This window comes from Pseudonocardia sp. Cha107L01 (assembly GCF_052566575.1).
Window position 1 is genome coordinate 370,315 of record NZ_CP199579.1, and the last position, 20,060, is coordinate 390,374.

Below are 20,060 nucleotides of genomic sequence, written 5' to 3' on the forward strand. Positions count from 1 at the left end.
GCTCACTCCTCGGCCGGCAGCGCCGACTCGTGCCAGCGCCCGAGCAGCCGGCGCTCCACCAGTACCACCGCGCCGAACAGCAGCAGTGACACCAGGCAGGCGCCGAGCACGGCGAGGAACAGCTCCGGGGTCCGCAGCTGCACCGCGCTCTCGGTGATCACATAGCCGAGGCCGCCCTGGCCGCCACCCACGCCCGCGACGAACTCGCCGACGATCGCACCGATTACCGCGGCACCGGCCGCCACCCGCAGACCGGTCAGGATGGCCGGCAGCGCGCCGGGCAGCCGCAGTGACAGCAGCCGGACCAGCGGCGAGGCACCGGCCATGGTGTAGAGCTGGACCAGGTTGCGATCGGTGGACTTGAGGCCGGCCAGCGTGTTCGCCGCCACCGGGAACAGTGCGATCATGGCCGCCACCACGGTGTTCGTCACCGCGCCAGGGCCCAGCCAGACCACGAACAGCGGCGCGATGGCCACGATCGGGACGGTCTGCAGGATGATCAGGTACGGGTAGAGGCCGCGCTCCAGCAACCGCCAGCGCGACATCACCAGGCCGGCCAGGACACCGCCGACGCCGGCCAACAGGAACCCGACGTAGGCCTCCCGCATGGTCACCCAGGTCGGCGTGCCGATCGTGGTCAGCTCGGCGGCGACGGTCCGCAGCATGGTGGCCGGCGAGGGCAGCAGGTAACCGGGGATGCCGAACAGCGTGATGACCAGCTGCCATCCCGCGAGCCCGAGCAGCAGCGCACCGACCGGCGGCAGCACCGCCCAGCGCAGCCTGGCCCGGCGCTGCGCCCGCGTCCCGGCAACCCCCGGCAGCGGCGCAACCCCCGGCAGCGGCGCCCCGCCGGCCGACCCGCCGGCCGAGGTCCGCACGGCCGGCGGGTCGGTCCCCGGCCCGGGCGCGGTGGACCGGGTCATATCCGGGCACCGCCCAACATCTCGGAGATCTGGATGCGCAGTGCGCGCAGGGCGGCGTCGTCGCGCGGCGCGGTCGCCTCGGCCGGCGGTGGGCTGGGCGAGCGGAACACCCGGACCAGGTGCCCCGGGTGGCTGCCCAGCACGGCTATCTGGTGACCGAGCCGGACCGCCTCGGAGATGGAGTGCGTGATGAACAGGACGGTGAGGCCCCGCAGCCGCCACAGGTGCAGCAGCTCGGCGCCCATCTTCTCCCGGTTGAACTCGTCCAGCGCGGCGAACGGCTCGTCCATCAGCAGCAGCTCCGGCTCGCTGGTCACCGAGCGGGCCAGCGAGACCCGCATCCGCATACCGCCGGACAGCTCCCTCGGATACGCCTTCTCGAACCCGGTCAGCCCGACCATCTCGATGGCCGCCCTGGCCCGCTCCCGCCGCACGGCGCGGGGCACCCCCTGCAGCCGGGCCACCAGCTCGACGTTGGCCTGCACCGAGCGCCAGGCCAGCAGGGTCGGGTCCTGGAACACGTAGGACATCCGGTCGGTGCGCCGGACGAGCCGCCCGCTGCTCGGCGCGGTCAACCCGGCCGCCATCCGCAGCAGGGTGGTCTTGCCGCACCCGGAGGGCCCCACCAGCACAGTGATCTCGGATCTCGCCAGGGCGAGATCAACCGGGTCCAGCGCGCGGAACCCGTTGCCGAAGACCTTGTCCGCCCCGATGAACTCGACCAGCTCGGAACCGTCGGCCCCGGGCCCGGCCCCGACCGCGGCCGGGCCGGCGCTCACCTGCCCGCCCACCTCAGTAGGACCCCGTCGGCGGCGCCGGGAGCTCGCTCGGCGCACCGATCGGGGGCAGCAGCGAGTCGTCGAACACCTCGGTCAGCGCCGGTCGTTTGGGAAGCTGGCCGAGCTGCTGCATCTGGTCGAGGAAGGTGCTCCAGCGCTGCGCCGTCATCGCGCCGAGCTTGGTGGCGCCGTCACCCGCGACGACGTACGGGCGCTGCTTGTCCCAGGCGTACCAGACACTCTGCGCGGTCTGCTGGTTGTTCGCCGCGAGCAGCGCCTGGTTCGCCGCCTGCGCCACCGGCAGTTTGCCCAGGTAGTCCTGCCAGCCCTGCATGCTCGCGGCAAGGAACCGCTTCAGCTGGTCGCGGTGCGAGGCGAGGTAGGACTCGGAGGTGAAGAAGACGTCGTTGTACGGGTTGAACCCGGAGCTGGAGAACGGGATGAAGGTGACCCCGACGCCGGCTTGTTTCGCCTGGAAGGCCTCGTTGGTCGGCCACCCCTGCTGGACCAGCCGGTCGTCGTTGAGGAAGTTGGCGATCGATCCCTGGTACTGCTGGGTCTGGAACGCCACCCCGGTGGTCTTCCGGATCCACTCCGGCCCGAGCTGCCCCGCCTGCACCACCCAGGTCAGGCCGGCCATCTGGGCGAAGGACTTGATGCCGGAATCCGCGTGCACCATCACGCCGACCGGGTTGTCCTGGTAGAGCGCGCCGATGGCCACCACCGGGATGCCCTGCGCCCGCGCCTGCACGATCCCGGCCGCGTCGGTGAACCCGACCTGGGCCCGACCGGTGGCCACCAACTGGGTGGCGGAGACCTGCGGGCCCCCGGGCTGCAGCGTCACGTCCAGCTTGTTGTTCCGGTACAGCCCCTCGGTCTGCGCGGCGAAGAACCCGCCGCCTTCCGGGTCGGCGTACCAGGGCAGCACGAGGGTGAACGTGTCGTTGCCGTCGGCGGACACGCCGGTGCTGGGCGCTCCGCAGCCGGTCGCCACGATCGTGAGCGCCGCCAGGACGGCGATCATCGCCTGTGCCCTGCGGCCGACACGTGCACGACATAGCCGGCGATAGGGCAAACGACATAGCCAGTGCTTCAACGCTCTTCCCGCTTCCCGGGTCGTAGGACAGCCGTCAGAACGACGGACAGGCGCCTCGGGTGAGGTCGGCGACGTCGGCCAGGTGAGCCAGCATCGCGTCACGCGCGGCGGCGCCGTTGCCGCTGCGCACTGCTTCGAGGATCAGCTGGTGGCCGTCGTGCGACCGCCGCCGGCCGGTCGCCGTCTGGTGCGAGTAGGCGCGGACCGACCCGGTCCACTCGTTGGCGAGAGAGATCAACGCGACCATCAGCGGGTTCTGCGAGGCCTGCGCCAGCAACATGTGGAAGCTGATGTCGGCCTCCACCGAGTCGGCCACCGGCAGCTCACCGGCACTGCGGTCCAGCACGCGATCCAGCGCGAAGATTGTTCCCGGAGTGGCCCTGACCGCCGCGAGCTCGGCAAACCTCGGCTCGATGGTCTCCCGGAGCTCGGCGACATCGCGCAGCGTCCGCTCGGACTCGGAGAGCTCGTCGTACAAGGTCTGGACGTGCGCGGACCGCTGCAGCACCGTGGTTCCCCGGCCGGGGCGCCGCTCGACCACCCGCTTCGCCTCGAGCTCGTGCATCGCCTCGCGCAGCGAGACCCGGGACACGTTCAGCGCCCTGGCCAGCTCCCGCTCGGCGGGCAGCTTCGCGCCGGGGACCAGCGAGCCATTGCTGATCAGCGTCTCGATGTGCGCGACGATCTCGCCGCTCACACTCATCGACCGCCGCACGAAGGCGTCGAGACGTGTCATGCCTACTCCCGAACCTGGTCCGACCAACGGTCCAACTGACCGTAAGAGCCGCCGCGCCGATCAGCGGCGTCGCGGGAGACGTTGTAAAGCGATGTTTACGGTCGACCCGCATTCGCAACACGCCCGAGATCGGCGGTAACCACCTGATCGGGCGACACCGCCGTGCCTCCCCACGACCGCGCAAGTTATATAGTTTGCATATACAACTAATGAGGGATTCACACCGGGGGGTGCTGATGACCACCACAGATCCGATCGTCACCGAGCAGAGCCAGCTGACCGAACGACAGCGGTCCACGCCGAGCCAGCGGAGCCGGCGCGGTCCACGCCCGCCCGCCTTCCCGATGGCGCGCGGCTGCCCGTTCGACCCGCCCACCGACCTCACCCGGCTGCGGGACACCGATCCGATCACCAGGGTGAGCCTGTGGGACGGCAGTACGCCGTGGCTCATCACCCGCCACGCCGACGTCCGCGCGGTACTCGCGGACCGCCGGTTCAGTGCCGACACCGGCCGGCCCGGCTACCCCGCCGTCTCGGCATCCACGCTGGCCCGCCGCAGGACCGCGCCGAGCTTCATCGGGATGGACGACCCGGACCACGCCCGCCTGCGCCGGATGCTGATCGGCGAGTTCACCGTCCGCCGCATCGGCACACTGCGCCCGAGGGTGGAGCGGGTGGTGACCGACCTGCTGGACACCATGGCCGCCGGACCCAACCCGACCGACCTGGTCGAGGCCTTCGCACTGCCGGTGCCCTCCATGGTCATCTGCGAGATGCTCGGCGTGCCGTACGCCGATCACGACTACTTCCAGGAGCACTCCAGGGCGTTGCTGGACACCCGCACCGATCCGGCGGAGGCGGTGCGGCGCACCGAGGAGCTGCGCGACTACCTCGCCGCACTGGTGGCCGCCCGCGAGTCCGAACCGGCCGACGACCTGCTCGGCCACCTCACCGAGCGCTACGTCCTGACCGGCGCGCTGAGCAGGACCGAGGCCGCGTCGATGGCCCTGCTGCTGCTGGTCGCCGGGCACGAGACGACCGCGAACATGATCGGTCTCGGCACCCTCACGCTGTTGCGCCACCCCGCGGCGGCCGCCCAGGTCCGCGACGGCGAGCCGGCGCTGGTCAACGCGGCGGTCGAGGAGCTGCTGCGGCTGCTCACCGTCACCCACACCGGGCGCCGGCGGGTGGCGACCGAGGATGTCGAGATCGACGGCGTGACCATCCGGGCCGGCGAGGGCGTCATCGCGGCCGGCGACACGGCCAACCGGGATCCCGCCGAGTTCGCCCACCCGGACGAGCTGGACCTGCACCGGGAGAGCAACCACCACGTGGCGTTCGGCTTCGGCATCCACCAGTGCCTCGGGCAGCCGCTGGCCCGGCTCGAGCTGCAGGTGGCCTACCCCGCCCTGCTGCGCCGCCTGCCCACACTGCGGGTGGCCGCCCCACTGGAGGAGATCGCGTTCCGCGACGAGATGGCCGTCTACGGCGTGCATGCGCTGCCGGTGGCCTGGTGAGGTGATCGACATGGAGATCTCGGTGAACCGGGACCACTGCGTCGGGGCCGGGCAGTGCGTGCTGTCCGCGCCGGCGGTGTTCGACCAGGACGAGGACGGGCTGGTCGAGCTGACCGACCCGCACCCGCCGGTCGAGCTGGACAGGGCGGTGCACAACGCCGCCCGGCTCTGCCCGGCCCGGGTGATCACCGTCGACTGACCCGGGAGGCAGCGCCCCAGCTCAGCGGGCCAGACCGTGCAGCAACAACTCGGTGAGGTGACCGTAGGCCGCCGCGTCGGCCAGCCCGGTCGAGGCGGCGACCTGCCGGCGCTGGATGCGGACCATCACGGAGCTGATCACGTCGGCGGCGAAGGCGGCGTGCACCTCGCGGAATGCGCCGGCGGCCACTCCCTCGTCGATCAGCTGGCGCACCCGCAGCGCGGCCGCCCTGGTGTTGCGCTCGTAGACCTCGGCGGCCGGCCCGAACGCGGCGACGTCGTCGAAGAACTGGGGCGAGGCCGGGGCCAGCTCGGCGGCCACCGCCCGCAGGTAGCCGGACAGCCGCGCGACCGGCGCCGACTCGGCGGCCAGCGCGGCCTCGACCCGCGCGGTGGCGTTGCGGAAGAAGTGCACCACGACCGCCCGGACCAGCTGCTCCTTGCTGCTGGCGATCCCGTACAGCGTCCGCTTGGAACAGCGCAGCCGAGCCGCCAGGTCGTCCAGGGTGAGCTGGGCGAAGCCCTCGCGCAGCAACAGCGCCACCAGGTCGTCGAACAGCTCGGACCGGCGCGCCGCGCCACGCCCGGACAGCTTCGGGCCACCAGTGAGGGCTCCAGCCACGGCTTCGGTCACATCCCCTACTCTTCCAAACTCCCAACCGCTACTGTAACCGGTACTCTAGTACGACTTGAAGTACCGGTAATAGTGCCGACAGTAGTACCGACAGGCGCACGCGCGCCCGGCCCCGAGGGAGTCACCGTGACCGTCGACCGCCTGCTGCCGACGACGGAGGCAGCCGACCTTCTCGAGCTGACCCGCGACATCGCCGACAAGGAGCTCGGCACCAGGGTCGAGGAGTGCGAACGCGCCGAGTCCTACCCGGACGGCCTGTTCGCCACCCTCGGCGCGGCGGGGCTGCTCGGGCTGCCCTACCCGGAGGAGTTCGGCGGCGGCGACCAGCCCTACGAGGTGTACCTGCAGGTACTCGAGGAGCTCGGGGCCCGCTGGGCGGCGGTCGCGGTGGCCACCAGCGTGCACGGCCTGTCCTGCTTCCCGCTGGCCACCTACGGCACCGACGAGCAGAAGCAGCGCTGGCTGCCCGACATGCTGGCCGGCAGGCAGGTCGGCGGCTACAGCCTGTCCGAGCCGCAGGCCGGTTCCGACGCGGCCGCGCTGACCTGCAGGGCCGAGCGCACCGACGCCGGCTACCGGGTCACCGGCACCAAGGCGTGGATCACCCACGGCGGCAGGGCCGACTACTACGCCCTGTTCGCCCGGACCGCGCCGGGCGGCCGGGGCATCTCCTGCTTCCTGGCACCGGGCGCGGCCGACGGACTCTCCTTCGGCAAGCCCGAGGAGAAGATGGGTCTGCACGCCATCCCGACCACCACGGCGAACTGGGACGGCGCGGTACTCGACGCCGACCGGCTGACGGGAACGAGGGGCAGGGGTTGCCGATCGCGTTCAGTGCGCTGGACTCCGGCCGCCTCGGCATCGCCGCCTGCGCCACCGGGCTGGCCCAGGCCGCGCTGGACACCGCCGTCGACTACGCCAACGAGCGCACCACGTTCGGCAAGAAGATCCTGGACCACCAGGGGCTGGGATTCCTACTCGCCGACATGGCCGCCGCCGTGGTGTCCGCCCGGGCCACCTACCTGGACGCGGCCCGCCGCCGGGATGCCGGCCGGCCCTACAGCCAGCAGGCCAGCGTGGCCAAGCTGATCGCCACCGACGCCGCCATGCGGGTGACCACCGACGCGGTGCAGGTGCTCGGCGGCAACGGCTACACCCGCGACTTCCCGGCCGAGCGGTACATGCGCGAGGCCAAGATCATGCAGATCTTCGAGGGCACCAACCAGATTCAGCGCCTGGTCATCAGCCGGGGCCTGGCCAGGGGCTAGACCGGGCGCACGCTCTCGACCGGGCTCACGCCTGGGCGGAGTCGGCCTCGACGATGCTCCACAGCACCGAGTGGAAGATCGCCCGGTCGGCCGGCGGAATGGCGGCGAGGCGTTCGTTGATGGCCGCGTCGCGGGCGATGGCGACCTTGCCGACCACCTCGATACCGGCCGGTGTCGCCGCCGGGATGCGCACCCTGCGGTCCTTCTCGGAGAAGGTGCGGACGACCAGGCCGTTCCGCACCAGCCGGTCGAGCAGCGACACCAACGTCGTCTTGTCGATGCCGAGCTGATTCGCGATCTCCAGCTGGGTCCGCTGGGTGCCGTCGCTGACCAGCGCAAGAACCAGCCAGTCGCGCAGGTCGGCCAGCCCGGCCTCCCGGGAGACCCGGTTGAAGGCCGCCCCCAGCGCCTCGGCCGCCCGGTGCGCCAGCCAGGTCAGGTCGGCGGTCTCCGGGCTCCCGGCCACGCCGTCCGATGTCGCGCGGGGCTCGTTCTGCGAGGACATCCGGGCACTGTACTTCCCGGGCAACCTACCGTCCAAGACAGGATCGTCTTGCCTCGGATGATCTGACAATGTACGGTCCGATGACGGATAACATCGGCCCGCTCCAGGGGAAGGACCTTCCATGACCACCGATCTCGAGTCCCGGATCCGCCAGCTCGAGGACCGCGCCGAGATCGGCGAGCAGGTCATCAGGTACGCGATGGGCGTCGACCGCCGCGACTGGGAGATGTTCGCCGGCTGCTTCACCGACCCCGTGCGCGCCGACTTCTCCGCCAGCGGCAGGCCGGCGGCGGACTACGCCCGCGACGAGCTCGTCGACATGGTCCGCGGCGCGCTCAGCGGCTTCACCGCGACCCAGCACCTCAGCCCGAACCACGTCATCGAGTTCGACGGGCACGATCCGGACCGGGCGGTCTGCCACTCGTACATGTACGCGCAACACCTGCTCGAGGGCGCGCCGGGCGGTGACTTCTTCCTGCTCCGCGGCTCGTACACGAATCGGCTGCTGCGCACCCCGGACGGCTGGCGCATCGAGAGCCTCACCCAGCACGTCGCCTGGCCGGAGGGCAACACGAACGCCGTAGCGGAGGCCACGGCCCGGTTGAGTTCGAGCCGGTAGCGAGAGCCACCAACGCGTTGCGTCGCCAGCCCCACCTGATCCAGGAGGCTGGACTACCGGACCGGGGAAGGGCTGGCGACGCCGCCCGAACGTAACACCCGTAGGTCACAGTGTTACATCGAATCGGCAAACGACCGGCGCTCGGTTCCAGAGCCACTCGAGAGCCACCCGAGGCGGCCGCATCGAAACGGATCGAGCGGAGCCGTCGCCGTCGGTACTGTTCGCGCAATGCCCGACCCCGCAATGCCCGACCCCGCAATGCCCGACCCCGCAATGCCCGACCCACTGACCGCGACCGACCTCGACCAGGTCCTCCGACAGGCGGTCGCCACCCTGCGCGAGGCAACCGAGGCAACCGAGGCGGACCGGGACGACTGGGACGCCAGAGCCGGCTCGCTGGAGTGGACCTGCTGGGAAACCGTGGAGCACCTCGCCGACGACCTGTTCTCCTACGCGGCGCAGCTCGGTCCGCCACCGGACCGCGAGGTGCCGTTCGTCTGGGCCGCACGGCGGTCGGGTGGCCCGGCCAATGTCGTGTTCGCCGACCGCGCCGCCGGGCCGGCCGGGTTGCTGCAGGTACTCGAGGCGAGCGGCGCACTCCTGGTGGCCAAGCTGTGCGACCGGGTGCTGGCGCGGCTGTTCCCCGGTGCGCCCACCGACCCCGACCGGTGGCGGACCCTGCTCTGGGCAACCGGTCGCGCCGAGCTGCCCGAGCACCCACGCTCACCGGGCTGAGACGCTCACCCGGCCGAGGTGCTCGCCGAGGCCCCGAAGCCGTCGACCAGCCCGGTGAACCCGTACGGCGTGTAGCGGCCGAACACCAGCGACTCGAAGATGCCAAGGCCGTCCTCGTCCGGCCGGCCGTCCTGCTCGGCGCGCACCCGGCACAGCGTCTGCAGGTGCATCTGCGTCGGGTCGGCGGGGTCGGCCTCGGACACCGTGATGTCCTCCCGCTGCACGGCCAGCGGCGCCACGTACTTGCCGTGACCCCAGCTCGGGTGGTGGTAACCGAGCCCGCGCATCTGGAACCGCAGTGCCGGCTCGTAGGTCAGCCGCAGCGTCGGCTCACCGGGCGGGTCGATCTCGACGGTCCCGGCGCGCGGGTACCGGGTGCCGGGCTCGAAGTCGACGCCGGCCCGCGCGCGGTCGGTCTCCAGCACCTCGCCCGCCGCCGCGCCGTCCGCGCACAGTGCCGCCCGCAGGTTCCACGGCACGCCGTCGGCATCGTTGTTGACGTGGAAGAACACGCTGCGCTCGGCCAGGTTCGTCGGCGTCCACAGCCAGTAGAACTGCGCCCCGAGACCCGGCGCGGACGGCTGCGCGTCGGAGCTGCCGACCGGCCGGATGCCCCAGGAGCGGTCCCGGGTGCCCACCGCGCCCGGCTCCAGCTGCTCGCGCGCGCCGTCGACGTCGATCCACCCGGTCCAGCGCACGTTCTGGGTGAGCCGGGTGTAGTCGAACAGCAGCCGGGGCCCGTAGCGGCGGGTGAACCGGGGTTCCTCGATCGGGAAGGACCGCCCGGTCAGCTCCAGCTCGGCGGCGATGCCCTCGGCGGGCGTGCCGTGCTCGCCGGCCACCGTGACCCGGATCCTGCGCAGCGGTTCGAGCACCTCGATGGAGATCGGCCCGACGTCGAGGCGCATCCGGTCGTAGTCCAGCAGCCGGGAGGCGTGCAGGTTGTACTGCCGGTCCCCGCGCAGCACGCTGAAGTGCGCATCGACGACGTTCAGCGCCGGGTAGGTCCCGAATGCGACCGCGAAGTAGCTGGACAGGTCCGGCTGGTAACCGCTGAAGAAGTAGCGGTCGTAGAAGTTGCGGTCGCTGCCGGCGTAGGCGATGGGCTCCGGCGTCTGGTGGATCGGGAACTCGTCGGCGGGGGTGAGCATGCCGCGGACCCTAGCGCCCTGATGGAGTAACCGATCGCGGCCCGGTCAGCGGCCCTTGAACTCCGCCTTGCCGAGGAACTTCCGCCCGCCCAGGGTGAGCATGGTGTGCACCCCGTGGCGCATGTCCTCGGTGTCGAACAGCGGCGCGGCGCTCTCCAGGACCGCGCGGTCGGCGGCGCGCATGTCGCCGTCGAGGTAGGCCCGGATCAGGGTCTTGCCGGCCGCCAGCGCGCGGGTCGGGCCGGCGGCGTAGCGCCGCGCCAGCCGCTCGGCGAACTCGCGCACCTCGGCGTCCGGCACCACGTGGTTGATGATGTTCCAGTCGGCGAACTGCCTCGCGCTGTACTGGTCACCGTCGAACACGATCTGCCGGGCCCGCGCGGAACCGGCCCGCTCCGCGAGGCGTTGCGCCCCGCCGAGCAGCGTGGTGGTGCCGATGTGCCGCTCCACCTGGGCGAACCGGGCGGACTCGGCGGCCACCACGATGTCGGCGGACAGCGCGACCTCCAGACCGGCGGCCAGGCACAGCCCCTGCACCGCGACCACGGTCGGGAACGGCAGCTCCTCCAGCCGGGCGAACACCGGCAGCGCCCTGGCGAACATCGCGCGGCCCTGCGCCGCCGACCTACCTTCGAAGATGTGCACGTCCGCGCCGCCCATGAAATGCGGACCCTCGGCCTGAATCAGCAGGGCGCGGATGTCGGCCACGCTGGCCTGGTTCACCGCCTCCTCGAACCCATCGATCACACCCTGGGACATCAGGTTCAGCGGCGGGTTGTCCACCGTCAGCAACCCGAGGTCTCCGTCGACGTCGAACTTCACCAAGGACATGGCACGCACATTACCGTCTGAGTCTCTAAAAGCAACTCATGCGTACGGGTGAGGAGCGCTCCGCTCAGCTGGCCGGTCCGCTACCCCCTGAACGCTCGGTCCCGCCGGAACGCCCGGTCCCGCCGTCGAGCGCGCGGGCCATGCCGCGGCGCACCGCGTCGACCAGGTACGGCCGCAGCTGAGGTGCCGGCACGATGGTGTCCACCGAGCCGACCCGCTGCGCGCGTTCGATGCTGTGCTTGGTGTCGAACTCGTCGGCCACCTCGCCGAGCTTCTCCGAGCGGACCGCCGCGCGGACGCCGACCAGCTCGGTCCGCAGCCGCGCGGCGTCGGCTTCGGCGTGCGACTCCACCGCCTTGGCCAGCCGGGCCTCCACGTCGGCCACCCGGGGGTCGGCGGCGGTGCGCTTGTTCACCTCGCCGGCGAACACCACCGCGGCGGCCGGCGCGCCGCCGAGCACCGAGGCGTACGAGCCCTCCAGCGCGGCGATCTCCATGTTGTCGTTCAGCGTCCCGGAGAACACCACGAACGCACCGCCGTGGTACCGCGAGACCACGCAGAACACGATCGGTCCTTCGAAGTTCACCACGGCCCGGCCGATCTCCGCGCCGTACTCCAGCTGCAGCCCGCGCAGCGACTCCGGCGACCCGTCGAACCCCGACAGGTTGGCCAGCACCACCAGCGGCCGGTTCCCGCTCGCGGCGTTGATCGCCCGCGCCATCTTCTTGGACGAACGCGGGAACAGCGTGCCTGCGGTCCATTGGGACGGGCCGTCCACCGGCGGCCGGCCGTGCCGGGGCAGCGGCCGGGACTCGATCCCGATCAGCGAGATCGGCTGTCCGCCCAGGTGCGCGTCGAACACCACCACCGAGTCGGCGTCGTGCATGTCCACCCAGCGTTCCAGCGGCGCATGGTCCGCGTCGGCGACGCCGCGCAGCAGCGAGCGGATGTCGAACGGCTTCTTGCGCTCCCGGTTGGTGTCGGCCGCGAAGATCTGGCCGAGCTCGGTGAAATCGGTGCCGGGGCCGGCGTGCGGCGAATCGCCGACGTTCCGGCCGATCGGGTCGGTGGTCGGCGCCGGGCGGGGGAACCGCTCCCCCGGGGCGAGATAGGTGTGCTCGTAGTGCGCCAGCAGCACGTCGACCGCGCCGGACAGGTCAGGCGCCCAGTACTGGGCCTGCCCGTTCGGGCCCATGATCCGGTCGTAGCCGCCGATGCCGAAGTTGTCCTCGGCCGACACCCCACCGGAGTAGTCCAGCGACTGCTTTCCGGTGAGCACCATGGCGCTGTCCGGGGTCATCACCAGGATGCCCTTGGTGTGCATCAGCATGGTGGCCTCGGCGTTCCAGTACGGCTGGGCGCCCACGTTGATGCCGGTGACCACGACGTTGATCTCGCCGCCGTCCTGGGTGAACTCGATGATCCCGCGCAGTACCCGGGAGATCCAGTCCATGTTCTCGGTGCCGGACTCCATCGAGATCTTCGCCCCGGCGGACACCGCGAACCACTCGATGGGCGCCTCCAGCTGACGGGCCAGCTCGATCGCCGCCAGCACCCTGGCGCACTCCGCCTCGGCCAGCGCGCCCAGTGCCCTCGTCGGGTCGCCCAGCAGCACAACCCGGGTCATCCCCTCCGGGTAGCGCTCGGTGGCCGTGCGGACCACACCGAGCACCAGGTTGGCGGTGTTGCCACCCGGCGCGCGGTCCACCACCACCGGCTTGCCCGAGTCGTCGAGGTCGTACTCGGTGAACCGCCCCGGCGCGCCGTCGACGTCCGGCGAGCGGGTCAACAGCGGCAGCAGCTCGTACGGGTACACCGCACCCCGCTGCCGCGCCTTGATCACCTTCTGCGCGTAGGCGTCCAGCTCGCGCAGCGGGGAGAACGGCGGGTCGGTGATCCGGATGGTCAGCCCGGCACCCGGTGGGCGGGACATCCGCAGCATCAGCTCGCGCGGCTCGGCGCCGGCCCCGTCGATCCCGGCGGCCCGGAACTGCACCATCACCTGCTCGAGGCCCAGTCCCTCCGAGCGCGGCGCCAGCGACCGGACCACCTCGTCCAGCTCGGTCAGCGGGATGTCCACCACCGGCCACACGTAGAGCAGCACCCGGTTCCAGGCCAGCTTGGCCAGCGCCGGATCCGCCGAGCGGGCCGCCCGGAGGCTGTTGAGGCAGGCGTCCAGCATGTGCTCGAACTGCGGCACGCCCCGGACCCGGCCGGCTTCGTCGCGCACCGTGGTCAGGTCGCGGACGTCGGCCATCGCGATCAGCCGCTGGTCCTGCGCCACCTCGCGGCCCTGCGCCCGGAACAGGTGCACGTCCGGCGTGGAGGGCAGCTTGCTCAGCCGGAACCCGGTCAGCCGCCACAGCCCGAGGCGCTCGGCCACCATCGGGTGCAGCCCGCGCAGCGTGGTGTCCTCGACCGGCTCGCCGTCCGGACCGCGCAGGAAGGTGAACCAGGTCGGGCCGCTGTACTCGCCGTCCGGTCGGCGGACCGCGACGGCGACCCTGCCGACCGCCTCCGGGATCAGGCCGAGCCGAGCCCGGATCCGCCCGGCCCTGGCATCCGGCTCGACGCCGGACGAGTCGTCGGAGGTGACGTAGAGGTCGATCAGCGCGGTGCGCCCAGAGGGCAGCGCGGCCACCATCTGGTTCAGGTCGGTAGACACCGTGACCGGCGCCGTGGGGTCCTCCGTGCCGGCCGTGCTGTCGACCACGGTGGCCAGCACGGCGCACGGCTGGCCGTCCTGCTCGTACTCGGCGGTCAGCAGCGGGCGGCCGCCGTGCTCGACGATGGCGAACTGTTCGAGCGGCCGGATCCGGTAGTAGCGCCGGGTCATCACCTCGAGCATCGCCGCGTGGTGCCGGTCGCCGAAGGCGCTCAGGATCGGCTCGCCGGAGCCCACCAGTGCGTCGATCTGGGCGGCCCTGGCGATCGGCTCGGCGTCCAGGTGGTCCAGCTCGTCGCGCACCTCGCGCTGCACCTGGGCCCTGGCGGCGGCGATCAGCGGGGCGTCGAAGAGCCGGTAGCGGACCTGGCGGGCGAGGTCACCGACGATCGGGTGGCGCAGCTGGGTGGCCGTGACCAGGTGGTCCAGCACCTGCCGGTAGCCCTCGCGCGCATCCTCGGGCAGCGAGTCCGGGTGCCGCAGCCGCCACTGCAGCAGCTCGGCGACGACCGGGGCGTGCGCGACAGCCCTGCGGTGCGCCAGGAACATCCGGTACAGCGCCGGGCCGAGCTCGACGTTCGCCTCGGTCGGCTCCGGGTCGGTGATGCCGTAGTGCACCAGCGCCCGGCGCAGTCGGATCCGGAACGACTCGGGCAGCCCCTCCGCCTCGGCGTCGCGGGTGCGCAGGTAGGCGTAGAGATACTCCTGCGGGTTGCGGGCCGCCTCGGCGTCCACCGCGGAGGCGTCGGCCTCCAGCGCACCGGCACCGTCGGACACCCTGCGGTTGCGGGACAGCGCGGAGAGGTCGGCGAAGATGCGCAGCACCGCGGTCTCGCCGGCCAGCACCCTCGGATCGCTGGGCTCCAGCTGCCCCCGGGCGGTGTCCAGCCCGGCCAGCAGCGGCCGCGCCTCACCCTCGTCGATGTCGAAGCCGAGCACCAGCGCGCGCAGCGCGGCCAGCGCGTCGGCGGCGGCCCCGGCCGGTTCGAGCTCGGCCGCGGACCCGGCCCGCAGCGCCTCCAGGTCCACGCGGTCGGAGCTCTCCGCGGCATCCGCCGCGCCGGCCTCGGGGTCGGGTTCCAGCCGGACGAGCTTGGTACCGGCCTCCACCTGGGTGTTCGCCGGCACCAACACCTCGGCGACCCGCCCGGACACCGGAGCGCGCAGCGCGGTCTCCAGCTTCATCGACTCGACCACCGCGAGCACGTCGCCCTCGGCGACGTGGTCACCGGCCGACACCGGCACCGCGACCACCATCGCCGGCGCCGGCGCGCGCAGCAGCCCGACCTCGCCGCCGGAGATCCGGTGCACCGCGCCGTCCACCTCGACCAGGTAGTCCGGGCCCTGCGTCACCGAGAGCACGGAGTAGCTCCGCCCACCCACCGTGAGCCGCCGCTCGAAGCGGCCGGACCGCTCCACGTCCACGTCGACCGCCGTCGCGGCGGTGCTGTGCGGTGAGGCGTCCAGCACCACCCGGTAGCGGGCCGGGCGGGTCCGGGCCACCCGCAGCCGGTAGGCCTCGCCGCCGGCGCGCACGTCCACCTGGTGCCAGGTCTCGTGGCCGACCTCGGGGCGGCCGCGCTCGGCGGAGTTGAACAGCCGGTCCCGCTGGCGGTCCACGTGCGCGGCGTGCGCCTCGACCGCGGTGGCCAGCAGCGCGATGTCCAGGCGGCGCGGCGGCGTGTAGCCGTCGGCCATCATGGTGTCCAGCCAGGTGGTGTCGAACTCGCCCTTGCGCACCTGGGGACGGTCCAGCAGGTCGAGCAGGAACGCCTTGTTCGTGGTGCCGCCGTCGATCACCGCGGCGGTCTGGCGCAGTGCGCGGTGCAGCCGGGCCCGCGCCTCGTCCCGGTCGCGGCCCCAGGCGATCACCTTCGCGATCATGGAGTCGTACTGCGGCGGGATCACGTCGCCGGCCGCCACCCCGGTGTCGACCCGGATGCCCGGCCCGCTGGGCAGCACCAGGTGCTCGATCAGACCCGGCGCCGGGGCGAACCCGCGCTCCGGGTCCTCGGCGGTCAGCCGGGCCTCGATGGCGTGGCCGGACGAGGGCGGCGTCTCGGCGGCGATCTCGTCCAGCCGGCCACCGCCGGCCACATGCAGCTGCAGCTTGACGATGTCCACGCCGGTGGTGGCCTCGGTGACCGGGTGCTCCACCTGCAGCCGGGTGTTCACCTCGAGGAACGACAGCAGCCGCTCCTTCGGCTCGTACAGGAACTCCACGGTGCCCGCGTTGACGTAGCCGGCCGCCCGCACCAGCTCGGCGGCACTGCGCCGCAACAGCTGCTCCTGCTCGGCGTCCAGCGCGGTGGACGCCGACTCCTCGAGCACCTTCTGGTTGCGCCGCTGCACACTGCAGTCCCGGATACCCAGCGTCCAGACGCCGCCGGCGCCGTCCGCGACCACCTGCACCTCGACATGCCGGCCGCCCCGGATGGCCTTCTCCAGGAACACCGTGGCGTCACCGGCCGTCTTCGCCGCCTCCGAGCTGGCCCGCTCGAACAACTCGGCCAGCTCCTCCGGCGCGTTCACCAGCCGGATGCCCCGGCCGCCGCCGCCCGCGGTGGCCTTGACCATCAGCGGGTAACCGATCCGCTCCGCGTGCTCGCGGGCCTCGGCCAGATCGGCCACCGGCCCCCCGCTCCAAGGCGCCAAGGGCACCCCGACCCGCTCCGCCAGCCGCTTCGACTCGATCTTGTCGCCGAGCATCCGCATCACCTCGGCGGACGGCCCGACGAACACGATGCCCAGCCGGTCACACAGCTCGACGAACTCGGCCTTCTCCGAGACGAAACCCCAGCCCGGCCACACCGCGTCGGCCCGGCAGGCACGCAGTGCGCGCTCCAGCTCCGCGTAGTCCAGGTACGGGTTCGCGCCGAACGACTCGGCGGCGTCCTCCCCGGGACCGATCAACACCGCCTCGTCGGCCTCCCGCACGAACATCGCCCGCCGGTCGACGGAGGTGTACACCGCGATCGTGCGCAGCGGCTCCGGGCCGCCGGGCACCCAGTTCTCGGCGTTCCACTCGCGCACCGCGTTGATCAGTCGCATGGCCGGCTCGCCCCGGTTGACAATGGCGAGACGCTGGAAAGCAGCAGGTCGGGTCGGCACCCCGTGCACGCTACCCGGACTGCTCCGCGACGGCACTCCTATCGGAGCCTCGTGCGCCAACGGCCCAACAGCAGCGCCGGGCCGGCGGGACCCGCCAGGCCACCGTGCCGTAACCGGCCGCGCCGAGCAGGGCGCCGACGGCAGTCAGCGAGCACGCCGACGTCCACCACCACGCCCGCCCGCCTCCGTCGCACGTCCCGACGACCGGCAACACGGGATGGGTGATAGCGCTTGCCGAGCTGCCAGCAACTGGCGGTAAGCTGGTTCCAAATACATGCAGAGATACGCATCTATTGTTGGCGGGGAGCTGGCGTGACGACGAACGCGAGTCAGACCCATGACCACGAAAGTGGCCACGGGAAAGACCACGGCCACGACCACGGCTCGAGCGACAGCTCCGGCACAGGCCACGGCCACGGCCACGGCGTCGCCGCGGACGCGGACCGCCGCTGGCTGAGCATCGCTCTGGCACTGATTTCGACGTTCCTGGTCGGCGAGGTTGTCGTCGGGATCGTGGCGCACTCGCTGGCGCTGCTGTCCGACGCCGCCCACATGCTCACCGACGCCGCCTCGATCGTGCTCGCCCTGATCGCGATGCGGCTGTCCGCGCGGCCGGCCCGGGGGATCTTCACCTACGGCCTGCGGCGCACCGAGATCCTGTCCGCGCAAGCCAACGGGCTGACGCTGCTGCTGCTCTCGGTCTGGCTGACCTACGAGGCGATCCGGCGGTTGATCGACCCGGGCCCGGTCGCCGGCGGGTTGGTCCTGATCACCGCCGGGGTGGGCATCGTGGTCAACGTGGCGGCGGCCTGGGCGATCAGCAAGGCCAACCGCTCCAGCCTCAACATCGAGGGCGCGTTCCAGCACATCCTGACCGATCTGTACGGATTCATCGCCACCGCCGTGGCCGGCCTGGTCGTGCTGCTCACCGGCTTCGCCCGGGCGGACGCCATCGCCTCGCTGGTCGTCGTCGTGCTGATGCTGCGGGCCGGTACCGGGCTGGTCCGCGACGCCGGCCGGATCTTCCTCGAAGCGGCGCCCAGCGGGGTCGACCCCGACTCGCTCGGCGACCGACTGGTGGCACTACCGAACGTCAACGAGGTACACGACCTGCACGTCTGGCAGATCACGTCGGGGCAGACCGCACTCTCCGCGCACGTCCTGGTCGAGGTGGGCACCGACTGTCACGGACTGCGCCGCGATCTCGAACAGCTCCTGGCCGACGACTACTCGATCACCCACACGACGCTGCAGGTCGACCACGCCGGCCCGTCGGCCGACCCGACACCGGCCGACGCGCAGCTATTGCCACTGGCCGAACGGCACTGCGCCGACACCCACGGCCCGGTCCACCGAGAGGGCCCGCACGCGCACTGACGTGCCTGGGTATCCGCCCACTGTCAAGGCCTGAGAATCGGCTATCCGACCTGCCGGTATGCTCCGAAGCATTCCCAGAGTTGAACCTTAGGAGTGCCCGGTGCCTGATTCGTTCGACTGGAATAACCAGGTGCTGAACAGCATCTGGTGGGTGCTGTGGGTATTCGCGGTCACAGCTGCCGGGTTCGCCCTGGTCGCCTGGCTATTGATGCGCTTCACCCGCTGGGGACGGCAGTTCGCCCGACTGGCCTGGCCCTACTTCCGCCCCGGCCGGACCTGGCTGAGCTGCCGACCCATTGCCACGTTTGCGTTCATGCTGCTCATGGCCATATTCTCGGTACGAATTTCTGTGCTGGTCACCTACGCCTCGAACGGGATCTACACCGCGCTTCAGGAGCTCAACAGCAGCGCATTCCTCCGCTACATGGGCATCTTCGCGATCATTGCGATCATCAACATTTTTGAAGTCATGCTCTCGTACTTTGTGACCAGCGTATTTGTTCTGCATTGGCGCACGGCAATGACCGATTCCCTCATCGGTGACTGGATCAAGGGGGATGCCTACTACCGGGGAGAGTTCACCTCGGAACCGGTCGATAACCCCGACCAGCGCATCCAGGAGGACATCACCACGTTTGCCAACAGTTCTCAGGACCTGGCGGTCGGCGCGGTCAACTCCATAGTCTCCCTGGTGTCGTTCACCGTCATCCTGTGGGAACTGTCCGGGCCGCTCACGGTCCTCGGCGTCGAGATTCCGCGCGCGATGACCCTCATCACCTACCTCTACGTCATCATCGCCACGGTCGTAGCGTTCAAGATCGGCCATCCGCTGGTGCGACTGAACTTCCTCAACGAGAGGTTCACCGCTTCGTTCCGGTACGCCCTGGTACGGATGCGGGACAACGCGGAGAACATCGCCCTCTACGGCGGCGAACAGGTCGAGAGAAGAACGCTGCTCAGCCGGTTCGGCGCGATCATGCAGAACTACTGGGCGCTCATCTTCCGAGGCGTCAAGTTCCAGGGATTCAACTTCGCGATAACCCAGACCGCCAACATCTTCCCGTTTCTCGTCCTCGCCCCCCGGTTCTTCAGCGGCGCCATCAAGCTGGGCGACCTGACCCAGGCCACCAGTGCCTTCAGCAATGTGCACGACTCGCTGTCGTTCTTCCGTAACTCGTACGACACATTCGCCGCCTACCGCGCCACATTGGACCGCCTCACCGGCCTGCTCGACGTGAACGCCGAAGCACAGGCACTCCCCGTCGTCCCCACGGAGGACCGCACCGACGGGGTCGCGATCCGTGACCTGACGGTGCGCCGCCCGGACGGCCGCACGCTCGTGGAGAACCTGTCTCTCGACCTCGAGTCCGGCGATGCGTTGGTCGTGCACGGAGGATCCGGCACCGGGAAGACCAGCCTGCTCCGCAGCCTCGCGGGGTTCTGGCCGCACGCCACGGGTTCGGTGAGCCGGCCCACCGACGCGAGGTCGCTCTTCCTCTCCCAGCAGCCCTACCTGCCTTTCGGCAGCCTGCGCACCGCGATGGCCTATCCCGAACCGCCCGAGTTCGTCACCACGGAGCGGGCTCGCGAGGTCCTCGGACAGGTGTTCCTCGGCCACCTGACGGACTCGGTCGACGAGGAGAACCAGTGGTGGCGCATCTTGTCCCCGGGCGAGCAGCAGCGCATCGGGTTCGCCCGCATCCTGGTCAACCGGCCCCAGGTGGCGTTCCTGGATGAGTCGACCTCGTCCCTCGACGAGGGCCTCGAATTCACCCTGTACACCCTCATCCGCGAACAGCTTCCCGACTGCACGCTGTTCAGCATCGGGCACCGCAGCACGCTGAACGCCTTGCATACCCACCACCTGGAACTGCTCCCCGAGGGCCGCTGGAACCTCGAGGCGCCGGTCCACTAG

At 71.2% G+C, this 20,060-nt stretch carries 15 protein-coding genes and 1 pseudogene; 7 read left to right on the forward strand and 9 right to left on the reverse strand.

Annotated features, from left to right (window positions below; all coding sequences use genetic code 11):
• Positions 1-2: 2 nt before the first annotated feature.
• The 4 genes from ACTXG6_RS01785 to ACTXG6_RS01800 all read right to left on the reverse strand — a co-directional run bounded on the left by ACTXG6_RS01785 (position 3) and on the right by ACTXG6_RS01800 (position 3,534).
• Positions 3-923: an ABC transporter permease gene (locus tag ACTXG6_RS01785; RefSeq protein WP_445186000.1), complete on the reverse strand. Its 921-nt coding sequence runs from the start codon at positions 921-923 to the stop codon at positions 3-5.
• A complete protein-coding gene (locus ACTXG6_RS01790) occupies positions 920-1,702 on the reverse strand; it encodes an ABC transporter ATP-binding protein (protein WP_445186001.1) in 783 nt (260 codons plus the stop codon). The genes ACTXG6_RS01785 and ACTXG6_RS01790 overlap by 4 nt, the downstream gene beginning before the upstream one ends.
• A gap of 13 nt (positions 1,703-1,715) precedes the next feature.
• Entirely contained in the window at positions 1,716-2,726 is a 1,011-nt protein-coding gene (locus tag ACTXG6_RS01795; protein WP_445186002.1) for an ABC transporter substrate-binding protein, read from the reverse strand.
• A gap of 106 nt (positions 2,727-2,832) precedes the next feature.
• A complete protein-coding gene (locus tag ACTXG6_RS01800) occupies positions 2,833-3,534 on the reverse strand; it encodes a FadR/GntR family transcriptional regulator (RefSeq protein ID WP_445186003.1) in 702 nt (233 codons plus the stop codon).
• Between the two features lie 344 nt (positions 3,535-3,878).
• Here ACTXG6_RS01800 and ACTXG6_RS01805 point away from each other — a divergent pair, with 344 nt between their 5' ends.
• Entirely contained in the window at positions 3,879-5,051 is a 1,173-nt protein-coding gene (locus tag ACTXG6_RS01805; RefSeq protein WP_445190321.1) for a cytochrome P450, read from the forward strand.
• Positions 5,052-5,061: 10 nt separating this feature from the next.
• The gene (locus ACTXG6_RS01810; protein WP_445186004.1) at positions 5,062-5,250 is read left to right on the forward strand and encodes a ferredoxin; all 189 of its coding nucleotides are present in this window, start codon (positions 5,062-5,064) and stop codon (positions 5,248-5,250) included.
• A gap of 21 nt (positions 5,251-5,271) precedes the next feature.
• On the opposite strand, the gene ACTXG6_RS01815 is transcribed toward ACTXG6_RS01810, so the two are convergent.
• Positions 5,272-5,883, reverse strand: a complete 612-nt coding sequence (locus tag ACTXG6_RS01815; RefSeq protein WP_445186005.1) for a TetR/AcrR family transcriptional regulator — start codon at positions 5,881-5,883, stop codon at positions 5,272-5,274.
• A 126-nt stretch (positions 5,884-6,009) separates the two neighbouring features.
• Here ACTXG6_RS01815 and ACTXG6_RS01820 point away from each other — a divergent pair.
• Positions 6,010-7,151: pseudogene (locus tag ACTXG6_RS01820) on the forward strand (acyl-CoA dehydrogenase family protein).
• 25 nt (positions 7,152-7,176) lie between these two features.
• Here ACTXG6_RS01820 and ACTXG6_RS01825 read toward each other — a convergent pair.
• A complete protein-coding gene (locus ACTXG6_RS01825) occupies positions 7,177-7,656 on the reverse strand; it encodes a MarR family winged helix-turn-helix transcriptional regulator (protein ID WP_445186006.1) in 480 nt (159 codons plus the stop codon).
• Between the two features lie 121 nt (positions 7,657-7,777).
• Here ACTXG6_RS01825 and ACTXG6_RS01830 point away from each other — a divergent pair, with 121 nt between their 5' ends.
• Complete coding sequence (locus ACTXG6_RS01830) at positions 7,778-8,275, forward strand: nuclear transport factor 2 family protein (RefSeq protein WP_445186007.1); 498 nt, start codon at positions 7,778-7,780, stop codon at positions 8,273-8,275.
• Positions 8,276-8,503: 228 nt separating this feature from the next.
• Positions 8,504-9,010, forward strand: a complete 507-nt coding sequence (locus ACTXG6_RS01835) for a hypothetical protein (RefSeq protein WP_445186008.1) — start codon at positions 8,504-8,506, stop codon at positions 9,008-9,010.
• A 5-nt stretch (positions 9,011-9,015) separates the two neighbouring features.
• Here ACTXG6_RS01835 and ACTXG6_RS01840 read toward each other — a convergent pair whose 3' ends face one another.
• The 3 genes from ACTXG6_RS01840 to ACTXG6_RS01850 all read right to left on the reverse strand — a co-directional run bounded on the left by ACTXG6_RS01840 (position 9,016) and on the right by ACTXG6_RS01850 (position 16,768).
• Positions 9,016-10,161 (reverse strand): hypothetical protein, encoded by a 1,146-nt coding sequence (locus tag ACTXG6_RS01840; RefSeq protein ID WP_445186009.1) that lies wholly within the window; start codon positions 10,159-10,161, stop codon positions 9,016-9,018.
• 45 nt (positions 10,162-10,206) lie between these two features.
• The gene (locus ACTXG6_RS01845) at positions 10,207-10,992 is read right to left on the reverse strand and encodes an enoyl-CoA hydratase/isomerase family protein (protein ID WP_445186010.1); all 786 of its coding nucleotides are present in this window, start codon (positions 10,990-10,992) and stop codon (positions 10,207-10,209) included.
• Positions 10,993-11,056: 64 nt separating this feature from the next.
• Positions 11,057-16,768 (reverse strand): ATP-binding protein, encoded by a 5,712-nt coding sequence (locus tag ACTXG6_RS01850; protein WP_445186011.1) that lies wholly within the window; start codon positions 16,766-16,768, stop codon positions 11,057-11,059.
• Positions 16,769-17,080: 312 nt separating this feature from the next.
• Here ACTXG6_RS01850 and ACTXG6_RS01855 point away from each other — a divergent pair, with 312 nt between their 5' ends.
• Positions 17,081-18,145, forward strand: a complete 1,065-nt coding sequence (locus ACTXG6_RS01855) for a cation diffusion facilitator family transporter (protein WP_445186012.1) — start codon at positions 17,081-17,083, stop codon at positions 18,143-18,145.
• Positions 18,146-18,296: 151 nt separating this feature from the next.
• Positions 18,297-20,060, forward strand: a complete 1,764-nt coding sequence (locus tag ACTXG6_RS01860; RefSeq protein WP_445190322.1) for an ABC transporter ATP-binding protein/permease — start codon at positions 18,297-18,299, stop codon at positions 20,058-20,060.

Excerpts from the sequence above, each read along its gene's own strand:
- ACTXG6_RS01785 (WP_445186000.1), bottom strand. The coding sequence starts at position 923 with ATGACCCGGTCCACCGCGCCCGGGCCGGGGACCGACCCGCCGGCCGTG.
- ACTXG6_RS01795 (WP_445186002.1), bottom strand. The coding sequence starts at position 2,726 with ATGATCGCCGTCCTGGCGGCGCTCACGATCGTGGCGACCGGCTGCGGA.
- ACTXG6_RS01800 (WP_445186003.1), bottom strand. The coding sequence starts at position 3,534 with ATGACACGTCTCGACGCCTTCGTGCGGCGGTCGATGAGTGTGAGCGGC.
- ACTXG6_RS01805 (WP_445190321.1), top strand. The coding sequence starts at position 3,879 with ATGGCGCGCGGCTGCCCGTTCGACCCGCCCACCGACCTCACCCGGCTG.
- ACTXG6_RS01810 (WP_445186004.1), top strand. The coding sequence starts at position 5,062 with ATGGAGATCTCGGTGAACCGGGACCACTGCGTCGGGGCCGGGCAGTGC.
- ACTXG6_RS01825 (WP_445186006.1), bottom strand. The coding sequence starts at position 7,656 with ATGTCCTCGCAGAACGAGCCCCGCGCGACATCGGACGGCGTGGCCGGG.
- ACTXG6_RS01830 (WP_445186007.1), top strand. The coding sequence starts at position 7,778 with ATGACCACCGATCTCGAGTCCCGGATCCGCCAGCTCGAGGACCGCGCC.
- ACTXG6_RS01835 (WP_445186008.1), top strand. The coding sequence starts at position 8,504 with ATGCCCGACCCCGCAATGCCCGACCCCGCAATGCCCGACCCCGCAATG.
- ACTXG6_RS01840 (WP_445186009.1), bottom strand. The coding sequence starts at position 10,161 with ATGCTCACCCCCGCCGACGAGTTCCCGATCCACCAGACGCCGGAGCCC.
- ACTXG6_RS01845 (WP_445186010.1), bottom strand. The coding sequence starts at position 10,992 with ATGTCCTTGGTGAAGTTCGACGTCGACGGAGACCTCGGGTTGCTGACG.